A 7,121-nucleotide genomic window follows, 5' to 3' on the forward strand; every position below is an offset into this window, starting at 1 on the left:
ATATGATGCCTAATATTTAGGCAGCGCACATAATCGCAAAGCCGCTGGCGAGCAAGCGGCACTTGGTCTATGCGCCCTGCCCGATGAACGATGCACCGTCCCTTGCGGGCCAGCCAGGCCTTCGCCGCACCGCGCTAATCGTCGCGGCGGGCAAGGGGCTGCGCGCCGGGGGCGATATTCCCAAGCAATATGCGCTGCATCAGGGCAAGCCGCTGCTACGGCACAGCGTCGAGGCCTTTGTCGGCTGGCCGCGCGAATGCGCCATCATGGTGGTGATCGGCGAAGGGCAGCAGGCGCAGGCCGAGGCGGCGCTGGCAGGGCTAGCTGATGTCAGCTTCGTTACTGGCGGTGCGGAGCGGAGCGATTCCGTACGCGCGGGATTGCTGGCAATCGCGGCGCAGGGCGGCAGCGACCGGGTGTTCATCCATGATGCCGCGCGCCCGCACCTGGCGTCGGCGGTGCTTGACCGGCTCGACTGGGCGCTGGACATGCAACCCGGCGCGGTGCCCGTGCTGCCCGTGGTCGACAGCCTTGCGCGCGGCGACGCCGGGTTGATGCAGGCTGCGGTCGATCGCGCGGGTCTGTGGCGCATTCAGACCCCGCAGGCCTTTCATTTCGATGCGATCCTTGCGGCGCATCTCGCCTGGCCCCAAGGTGCGCTGGCCACCGATGACAGCCAGATCGCGCGCGCGGCTGGGCTGGACGTGGCGCTGGCCGAGGGCGATGAAGCGCTGAAGAAAATCACCTTTGCTGAGGATTTCGCGATGGATACTCCGCGCACTGCCACCATGCCGCGCACGGGCCTTGGCTATGACGTGCATCGCTTGGCCGCGGGTGAGGAGCTCTGGCTTGGCGGGATCCGGATCGAGCATGATCGCGGGCTGGTCGGGCACAGCGATGCCGATGTCGCGCTGCACGCCATTACCGATGCGCTGCTTGGCGCGATGGCATTGGGTGATATCGGCGAGCATTTCCCGCCGAGCGATCCGCAATGGCGCGGTGCGGACTCGGCACGCTTCCTCGCGCACGCCGCCTCGCTGGTGCGCTGCAGAGGCGCCGAGATCGCCAATATCGACCTCACGATCATCTGCGAGGCGCCCAAGATAGGTCCGCACAAGCGGGCGATCCAGCAGCGCATTGCCGATATTCTGCAGCTCCATCCCGATCAGGTCGGGGTCAAGGCGACCACCACCGAGCGCCTCGGCTTTACCGGGCGCGGCGAGGGTATCGCCGCCCAGGCGGTCGCCACCGTCCTCGCCCCCTTCCCTTCTCCTTCAGCACAGGATGCCAGCGCATGACCCGCTTGCTTCGCCGCATGATGCCCAGTCTGACCGCGCTTGCGGTCGTCGGCACACTTGCCAGCCAGACCGCGCATGCCGCGCAGGCGGCCAAGTGCCTGACCCCGGCCGAGGCGCAATCGGTGGCCATCAGCGCGCTACCCGACGCGCTCACCAGCGCGCAAAAGGCCTGCGCGCCGCACCTGCCCGTGCGATCGGCGCTGCGCAATGCATCGACCCGGATCACTCAGGTCTATCGGCCCGCTGCCGACCGGGCCTGGCCGCAGGCGGGGCGTGCCTTCCTCTCGGCCTTCGAACTGCCGCTGCCCGAGGGCACCAGCCCCGATGTCGTGCGTCCGCTGTTGCTGGCGACGATCAGCGCGCTGGTGGAGCAGGAGATCAAGCCCGAGGATTGCGGCACGATCGACGAATTCTATTCGGCGCTCGAACCGCTCCCGCCGGAAAATGTCGGCAAGCTCCTCGTCGCCTTCCTGAAGCTGGGGGAGAACGACAAGAAGCCCGGTCAGGCCAAGTCCAACCCCTTCACGATCTGCGAAGGTCCGAACCAATGACCGGCCTGTTCCCGCCCTCGCTCACCGAGCTCGCCGCGCGCGTCGTCGCCGAAAACGCCGCTGCGGGCCGCAAGGTCGTGCTCGCCGAAAGCTGCACCGGCGGGCTGGTCTGTGCGGCGATCACCGAAATTCCGGGCAGCTCCGAGGTGCTCGAGCGCGGCTTCGTCACCTATTCGAACGAGGCCAAGATCGAGTCGCTGGGCGTCAGCGCCGAACTGATCGACACGTTCGGTGCGGTCTCGGTCGCGGTCGCCTGGGGCATGGCGCGCGGCGCGCTGAAGCATTCGGATGCCGATGTCGCGGTCGCGATCACCGGCATTGCAGGTCCCGGCGGCGGGTCGGAGAGCAAACCGGTGGGAACGGTGGTCTTCGCCTGCGCGCTGCGCGGCCAGAACGAGAATGACATCAGCGCCGAGCAGAAGAATTTCGATCCCTCGCTCAGCCGCTCCGAAATCCGTCAGGAGGCGGCTATGGTCGCGCTGGAACTGCTGCTGCCGTAAAGCTCGGCCGCGCGCGTCTCGAACGCGCTCACCATCTTGCGGAAGGCGCGGTCGAAATACTGCCCGGCGAGCGATTCGAACAACCGGTTCTTGAAGTTGAACGAGACATAGAAATCGACGGTGCAGCCGCCCTGCCCGTCGCTGGCGAACTGCCAGACATTTTCAAGATTCTTGAGCGGCCCGTCGAGATATTCGACCTCGATCTTTTCACCCGGCACCTTGCGCACGCGCGAGGTGAACTTCTCACGCAGCTGCTTGAAGCCGACGACCATGTCCGCGACCATCTCGTGCGGACTGTCCGACTTGACGCGGGTCGCGATCACCCAGGGCAGAAACTCGGCATAGCGCGCCACATCCGCGACCAGATCGTACATCTGGTCGGGCCGGAAGGGCAGATGACGGGTTTCGCGGTGCGAGGGCATGATCGCCTCAGCGCGCCGCCTGCTTCGCCAGTTTCGCCTCTCGCGCAGCGCGCATCTCTGCGAAATCCTCGCCGGCATGATAGCTGGAGCGGGTGAGCGGGCTCGATGCGACCTGCAGGAAGCCCTTGGCGCGCGCGATCGCGGCATAGGCATCGAACGCCTTGGGCGTGACGAAATCGATCACCTTGGCATGGCGCGGCGTCGGCTGCAGATACTGGCCCATGGTGAGGAAATCGACATCGGCCGAGCGCATGTCGTCCATCACCTGGTGCACCTCTAGCCGTTCCTCGCCCAGGCCCAGCATGATGCCGGACTTGGTGAAGATCGACGGGTCGAGCCGCTTGACCATCTCGAGCAGGCGCAGCGAGGCATAATAGCGCGCACCGGGACGGATGGTGGGATATAGCCGGGGCACGGTTTCCAGATTGTGGTTGTACACATCGGGCCGCGCCGCGACGATCGCTTCGACCGCCGCCTCGTGCTTGTTGCGGAAATCGGGGGTGAGGATCTCGATCGTTGTGCTCGGCGTCGTCCGGCGCAGCGCCTCGATCACCTTGACGAACTGGCTCGCGCCGCCATCGGCCAGGTCGTCGCGATCGACCGAGGTGATGACGATATGCTCGAGCCCCATCGAAGCTGCGGCATCGGCAACATGCTGTGGTTCGCTGGCATCGACCTTGCGCGGCATGCCCGTCTTGACGTTGCAAAACGCGCAGGCCCGCGTGCAGACATCGCCCAGGATCATCACCGTTGCGTGCTTCTTGGTCCAGCACTCGCCGATATTCGGGCAGGCCGCCTCTTCGCACACGGTGTTGAGATTGAGGTCGCGCATCAGCTTGCGCGTCTCGTTGAACCCCTTGCTGGTCGGGGCTTTCACCCGGATCCAGTCGGGCTTGCGGACACGGGCCGGTCGGCCTTCGGGCGTCTCGATGGGCGTGATCTCGTTCATGCTGCGCGCTTTAGCGCAGGGCCAAGCGCACTTCCACTGGTAAAAGCTTGGGCACAGACTAGATCGGCTTCTCGCAAGAAAAAGGGGTGCCGCGATGAATCCGCTGGATGAGGTGATCGACGATCTGGACGAGGTGCGCGCCGACATCTTCCGCCGTCTCGGGCGCGCGAGCAAGGATCGCCGCAGCGCGATGCACACGCCGGTGATCGGCACCGTCCGCGCCGATGGCACGCCCAGCCAGCGCGTGATGGTGCTGCGCGCGTTCGATCCGGCGACGGCTACGCTGCGCTTCCACACCGACTCCAGAGCCGCCAAGGTCGATGAGCTTGGCGATGGCGCGCCGATCTCGGTGCTCGCCTACGATCCTGCTGCCAAGCGCCAGTTCCGCCTCTCTGGCACGGGCCGGATCGAGACGGACGGCGAAACGGCGGACAAGGCCTGGAACGACGCGACGCTGTTCGCCCGCCGCTGCTATCTCGCCGATCCTGCGCCGGGCACGCTTTCGGATATCCCGGTATCGGGCCTGCCCGCCGACATAGAAGGCCGCAAGCCCGAGAACGACGCCGAAGTCGCCCCCGGCCGCGCCAATTTCGCGGTGCTGCTGGCGAGGATCGAAACGATCGAGTTCCTCCACCTCGCGCATACAGGCCACCGCCGCGCGATCTTCCGCCTGCAACCGGATGGCAGCTGGCACGGCCAATGGCTGGTTCCATGACCCGTTGCATTTGAGCGCGGCAGCGGCCACCGTCTGCCATGGCAAAAGAAACACCCCCTAATATCGCCCTGCTGATCGATGCCGACAATGCAAGCCCGGCCGGCATCGACCCGGTGCTGACCGTGCTGGCCGAGCTGGGTACGGTGAACATCCGCCGCGCCTATGCGAATTGGCGCAAGCCCGCGCTGAAAGGCTGGGCGGATATCGTCCACAAGTTCGGCATCGAGCCACAGCAGCAGTTCGACCTGACCAAGGGCAAGAACGCCACCGACATGAAGATGACCATCGATGCGATGGACCTGCTGTTCCGGGGCCGGGTCGACGGCTTCGGCATCATGAGTTCGGACAGCGACTTCATGCCGCTGGCACAGCGAATCCGGCAGGACGGGCTGCCGGTCTATGGCTTTGGCGGTGAAAAGACGCCCGAGGCGTTCAAGCAGGCATGCACCCGCTTCATCGATGTGGGCGCGCTGATCAAGGTCCAGAGCGCCGAAAAGAAAGCGGAAATCGCTACGTCATCCAAGGCCGCGCCAAAACACGAGCCGAAGCCTTCCGCAGGTGGCAGCGCCATCGATGATGAGGTGATCAAGCTGCTGATCGATGCCTATCAGGCGAGCAAGCGCGACGAGCGCGGCTTCGCCTCGCTCAGCGAGGTGGGCAAGCTGGCGGGCAATCGGTCCAGCTTCGACGTCCGAAACCACGGCTTTGCGCGACTGCTCGACATGTTCGAAGCCTCGCCTCAGTTCGTCACCGAAAGGCGCGAAAATGGTGGGCTTTTCGTCAAGCGGCTGCGCTGAGGCTCATTCCCACTCGATCGTGCCGGGCGGCTTTGACGTATAGTCATAGACCACGCGGTTGATGCCCTTGACCTCGTTGATGATCCGGGTCGCGGTGCGCTGCAGGAAGCTGGCGTCGAAAGGATAGATATCCGCCGTCATGCCGTCGGTGCTAGTGACCGCACGCAGCGCGCAGACGCTGTCATAGGTGCGTCCGTCGCCCATCACGCCCACGGTCTTGACCGGCAGCAGCACGGCAAAGGCCTGCCAGATCGCGTCGTACAGCCCGGCATTGCGGATCTCGTCGAGATAGATCGCATCGGCCTTGCGCAGGATGTCGCAGCGCTCGCGCGTCACTTCGCCGGGGATACGGATCGCAAGGCCTGGTCCCGGGAACGGGTGGCGGCCGACGAACACGTCCGGCAGCCCGAGTTCGCGGCCCAGCGCGCGCACCTCGTCCTTGAACAGCTCGCGCAAGGGTTCGACCAGCTTCATGTTCATCCGCTCGGGGAGACCGCCGACATTGTGATGGCTCTTGATCGTGACCGAAGGCCCGCCGGTGAACGAGACGCTCTCGATCACATCGGGATAGAGCGTGCCCTGCGCCAGGAATTCGGCCCCGCCGATCTTGCGCGCCTCGCTCTCGAACACGTCGATAAAGGTCTTGCCGATGAACTTGCGCTTCTGTTCGGGGTCGGTGACGCCCGCCAGCCCGCCCAGGAACAACGCCTCGGCCTGCACATGCACCAGCGGGATGTTGTAATGGCCCTTGAACAGGCTCACTACCTGGTCGGCCTCGCCCATGCGCATCAGGCCGTGGTCGACGAACACGCAGGTCAGCTGGTCGCCGATCGCCTCGTGGATCAGCACCGCCGCCACCGCACTGTCGACGCCGCCCGAAAGCCCGCAGATCACGCGCGAGCTGCCGACCTGCGCGCGGATCTCCGCGATCTTGGCGGCCTTGAACTCGGCCATCGACCAGTCGCCGCGACAGCCGCAGACATGGCGCACGAAATTGGCGATAAGCTTGCCGCCATCGGGTGTGTGCACGACTTCGGGGTGGAACTGCATCGCGTAGAAACAGCGCTCGTCATCGGCGATGACCGCATAGGGTGCGCCGGGCGAGGAAGCGACGGAGCGGAAGCCGGGCGCGAGCGCGGTGACCTTGTCGCCATGGCTCATCCACACCTGATGCGCCTCGCCTTCCTTCCACAGGCCATCGAACAGCCGGCAGCGGTCGGTAATCTCGATGAACGCTCGGCCGAATTCGCCGCCCTTCTCACCGCCGCCCTCGACCGTGCCGCCGAGCTGCTGGGTCAGGGTCTGCTGGCCATAGCAGATGCCCAGGATCGGCAGGCCCGAATTGAGGATCGCGTCCGGTGCGCGCGGGCTGCCCTCCTCGGTTACCGATGCGGGGCCACCCGAGAGGATGATGCCCTTGGGCTTCATCCGGTGGAACGCGGCTTCGGCGCTGCTGAACGGGGCGATCTCGCTATACACCCCCGCCTCGCGCACCCGGCGGGCGATCAGCTGCGTCACCTGGCTGCCGAAATCGACAATCAGCACGGATTCGTCATGGGCGATGGTCATGGATGAGCCGATAGTTGGGACGTGCCGACGAGTCCAGTGGCGAGCGCCCTTCTTCGCGCCTTCGCGGCTTCGCGTGAAATGCTATACGCCCTCCGCCAGCATCGCGCGCAGGTCGGTCTTGAGGATCTTGCCGATATGGCTACGCGGGAGTTCGTCGATCGGGTAGAGCGCGCTCAAGCGCTGGGTCTTGCCGAGTTCCGCATTCACCTCCGAGAGCAGGATGCCGAGGTCGAGCGCATATCCCGGCGCGGCGACGACGAAGCCGACTGGCGTCTCGCCCCAGCGCTCCGACGGCATGCCGACCACCGCCGCATCGGCCA

The 7,121-nt window shown here is 65.6% G+C and carries 9 protein-coding genes; 5 read left to right on the plus strand and 4 right to left on the minus strand.

All coding sequences use genetic code 11. The annotated features are described in order from the left end of the window. Positions 1 to 83: 83 nt before the first annotated feature. The 3 genes from AX735_RS23190 to AX735_RS23200 are packed head-to-tail and all read left to right on the plus strand — an operon-like array spanning position 84 to position 2,349. Positions 84 to 1,298 (plus strand): bifunctional 2-C-methyl-D-erythritol 4-phosphate cytidylyltransferase/2-C-methyl-D-erythritol 2,4-cyclodiphosphate synthase, encoded by a 1,215-nt coding sequence (locus AX735_RS23190; protein ID WP_066284985.1) that lies wholly within the window; start codon positions 84 to 86, stop codon positions 1,296 to 1,298. Further along, entirely contained in the window at positions 1,295 to 1,849 is a 555-nt protein-coding gene (locus AX735_RS23195; protein ID WP_066284987.1) for a hypothetical protein, read from the plus strand. The genes AX735_RS23190 and AX735_RS23195 overlap by 4 nt, the downstream gene beginning before the upstream one ends. Next, on the plus strand, positions 1,846 to 2,349 hold the full coding sequence (locus tag AX735_RS23200; RefSeq protein ID WP_066284989.1) for a CinA family protein: 504 nt from the start codon (positions 1,846 to 1,848) through the stop codon (positions 2,347 to 2,349). The genes AX735_RS23195 and AX735_RS23200 overlap by 4 nt, the downstream gene beginning before the upstream one ends. Here the strand turns inward: AX735_RS23200 and AX735_RS23205 are convergent. Both AX735_RS23205 and lipA read right to left on the minus strand, forming a co-directional pair. Beyond that, positions 2,307 to 2,771, minus strand: coding sequence for a type II toxin-antitoxin system RatA family toxin (locus AX735_RS23205; RefSeq protein ID WP_060979118.1), 465 nt, complete (start codon positions 2,769 to 2,771; stop codon positions 2,307 to 2,309). The two genes, AX735_RS23200 and AX735_RS23205, sit on opposite strands and share 43 nt — an antisense overlap. 7 nt (positions 2,772 to 2,778) lie before the next feature. Continuing rightward, a complete protein-coding gene (lipA, locus tag AX735_RS23210) occupies positions 2,779 to 3,720 on the minus strand; it encodes a lipoyl synthase (RefSeq protein WP_066284991.1) in 942 nt (313 codons plus the stop codon). A 94-nt stretch (positions 3,721 to 3,814) separates the two neighbouring features. Between lipA and AX735_RS23215 the strand changes: the two genes are divergently transcribed. Both AX735_RS23215 and AX735_RS23220 read left to right on the plus strand, forming a co-directional pair. After that, on the plus strand, positions 3,815 to 4,435 hold the full coding sequence (locus AX735_RS23215) for a pyridoxamine 5'-phosphate oxidase family protein (protein ID WP_066284992.1): 621 nt from the start codon (positions 3,815 to 3,817) through the stop codon (positions 4,433 to 4,435). Between the two features lie 38 nt (positions 4,436 to 4,473). Then, a complete protein-coding gene (locus tag AX735_RS23220) occupies positions 4,474 to 5,232 on the plus strand; it encodes an NYN domain-containing protein (protein ID WP_066284994.1) in 759 nt (252 codons plus the stop codon). 3 nt (positions 5,233 to 5,235) lie between these two features. Here the strand turns inward: AX735_RS23220 and guaA are convergent, their stop codons facing one another. Continuing rightward, positions 5,236 to 6,801: a glutamine-hydrolyzing GMP synthase gene (gene guaA / locus AX735_RS23225; RefSeq protein WP_066284995.1), complete on the minus strand. Its 1,566-nt coding sequence runs from the start codon at positions 6,799 to 6,801 to the stop codon at positions 5,236 to 5,238. A gap of 81 nt (positions 6,802 to 6,882) precedes the next feature. Continuing rightward, positions 6,883 to 7,121: AMP-binding enzyme (locus AX735_RS23230; RefSeq protein WP_446471857.1), on the minus strand; the 239-nt coding region annotated here is incomplete at its 5' end.

The organism is Blastomonas sp. CCH1-A6, from assembly GCF_001556365.1.
Lineage (GTDB): Bacteria > Pseudomonadota > Alphaproteobacteria > Sphingomonadales > Sphingomonadaceae > Blastomonas > Blastomonas ursincola.

What these genes read in the sequence shown, in the direction of transcription:
- AX735_RS23195 (WP_066284987.1), top strand. Translation starts at nt 1,295, where the DNA reads ATGACCCGCTTGCTTCGCCGCATGATGCCCAGTCTGACCGCGCTTGCG.
- AX735_RS23205 (WP_060979118.1), bottom strand. Translation starts at nt 2,771, where the DNA reads ATGCCCTCGCACCGCGAAACCCGTCATCTGCCCTTCCGGCCCGACCAG.
- lipA (WP_066284991.1), bottom strand. Translation starts at nt 3,720, where the DNA reads ATGAACGAGATCACGCCCATCGAGACGCCCGAAGGCCGACCGGCCCGT.
- guaA (WP_066284995.1), bottom strand. Translation starts at nt 6,801, where the DNA reads ATGACCATCGCCCATGACGAATCCGTGCTGATTGTCGATTTCGGCAGC.
- AX735_RS23220 (WP_066284994.1), top strand. Translation starts at nt 4,474, where the DNA reads ATGGCAAAAGAAACACCCCCTAATATCGCCCTGCTGATCGATGCCGAC.
- AX735_RS23200 (WP_066284989.1), top strand. Translation starts at nt 1,846, where the DNA reads ATGACCGGCCTGTTCCCGCCCTCGCTCACCGAGCTCGCCGCGCGCGTC.
- AX735_RS23190 (WP_066284985.1), top strand. Translation starts at nt 84, where the DNA reads ATGAACGATGCACCGTCCCTTGCGGGCCAGCCAGGCCTTCGCCGCACC.
- AX735_RS23215 (WP_066284992.1), top strand. Translation starts at nt 3,815, where the DNA reads ATGAATCCGCTGGATGAGGTGATCGACGATCTGGACGAGGTGCGCGCC.